The following is a 1850-nucleotide window of genomic DNA, read 5'->3' on the forward strand; positions in this document are numbered from 1 at the left end:
GGCACCGCAGCAGCAGACCGGCAGGAGCCGGATCAGGGTCGGGTCGGCGCCCGACAGCTGGGGCGTCTGGTTCCCCGACGACCCGGCACAGGTGCCGTGGCAGCGCTTCCTCGACGAGGTCAGCGCCTGCGGCTACGAGTGGATCGAGCTGGGTCCCTACGGCTACCTCCCCACCGACCCGGCGCAGCTCTCCGACGAGCTGGCCGCGCGCGGGCTGCGGGTCTCGGCCGGCACCGTGTTCGAGCAGCTGCACCGGCCGGACTCCTGGGACGCGGTGTGGGGACAGGTGAAGGACGTCGCCGCGCTGACCCAGGCGATGGGCGGCACCCACGTCGTCGTCATCCCCGGGATGTTCCGCGACGAGAAGACCGGGGCCGACCTCGAGCCCCGGCGCCTGACCCCGGAGGCCTGGCAGGCCAAGACCACGGGAGTCGAGCGGCTGGGCCGGGCGGTGCAGGAGGAGTACGGCCTGTCCATCGCCTACCACCCACACGCGGAGAGCCACGTCGGGTACCAGGCCGACATCGAGCGCTTCCTCGCCGACACCGACCCGCAGTACGTGCCGCTGTGCCTGGACACCGGGCACGTCAGCTACTACCGGGGCGACAACCTGCACCTGATCCGCACGTACCCCGAGCGGATCGGCTACCTGCACCTCAAGCAGGTCGACCCGGCGGTCATCGACGAGGTGCTGGAGAAGGACGTCGTGTGGCCCGAGGCCGTGCGGATGGGGGCGATGGCCGAGCCGCCCGGCGGCGTCCCCGCCTACCCGCCGCTGTTCGAGGCCATCGAGGAGCTGGGCCTGGACGTCTTCGCGATCGTCGAGCACGACATGTACCCGTGCCCGCCCGACCAGCCCTTCCCGATCGCCCAGCGCACCCACCGCTACATCGGCAGCTGCGGCTCCCCGTCGCTGCAGATCGGCACCCCGAAGACCCCTGCTCCCGGATCGGAGGCCCAGGCGTGACCACCGCCGAGACCCGCGCCGGGGTCCTCCCCGACCTCGCCGACGTCCCCGCGCGCGACCTGCGGGTCGCCGTCCTCGGTGTCGGGATGATGGGCGCCGACCACGTCGCCCGCCTCTACAGCCGCATCTCCGGGGCGCAGGTGGCCGTGGTCAGCGACGCGTTCGCCGAGAAGGCCGGGCAGGTGGCCGCCGCCGTGCCCGGCTGCCGGGTGGTCGGCGACCCGCTGGCCGCGATCGCCGACGACGACGTCGACGCCGTCCTCATCGCCACCCCCGGCCAGTTCCACGAGGAGCAGGTGCTGGCCTGCATCGAGCGCGGGAAGCCGGTGTTGTGCGAGAAGCCGCTGACCATGGACGCCGGCAGCTCACTGGCCCTGGTGCGGGCCGAGGACGCCTACGCCGCCCGCACCGGCCGGCGTCTCGTGCAGGTCGGGTTCATGCGCCGCTTCGACCCCGAGTACGCCGAGCTCAAGGCACTGCTCGCCTCCGGCGGGCTGGGCGAGCCGCTGGTGGTGCACTGCGTGCACCGCAACGCCGCCGTCCCGCCGCACTTCAGCAGCGAGATGATGATCAACGACTCGGTGGTGCACGAGGTCGACGTCGCCCGGTTCCTCCTCGACGAGGAGATCGCCGCGGTCACCGTGCTGCGGCCGCGGGCGACCCGGCACGCCGTCGCCGGGCAGTCCGACCCGCTGCTGGTGCTGTTCGAGACCACCGGTGGCCGGATGGTCGACGTCGAGTGCTTCGTGAGCACCGGCGTCGGCTACGAGGTGCGCACCGAGGTGGTCGGCGAGGACGGCAGTGCGATGATCGGCCTGGACGCCGGCCTGGTCCGCACTTCCGGCAGCCCGACGGGTGCGGCCCGGTCGACGAGCATCGCCCC

At 72.9% G+C, this 1850-nt stretch carries 2 protein-coding genes; both read left to right on the plus strand.

From position 1 onward, the window contains the following. The coding region (locus ABQ292_RS26410) for a sugar phosphate isomerase/epimerase family protein (RefSeq protein WP_369210672.1) at positions 1 to 967 on the plus strand (967 nt) is incomplete at its 5' end. Further along, positions 964 to 1850 (plus strand): Gfo/Idh/MocA family protein (locus ABQ292_RS26415; RefSeq protein ID WP_369210673.1); only part of this gene is annotated, 887 nt, incomplete at its 3' end. The genes ABQ292_RS26410 and ABQ292_RS26415, both read left to right, overlap by 4 nt.

Origin of the sequence: Geodermatophilus maliterrae, from assembly GCF_041018925.1 — a bacterium.
In the GTDB taxonomy this organism is placed as follows: domain Bacteria; phylum Actinomycetota; class Actinomycetes; order Mycobacteriales; family Geodermatophilaceae; genus Geodermatophilus; species Geodermatophilus maliterrae.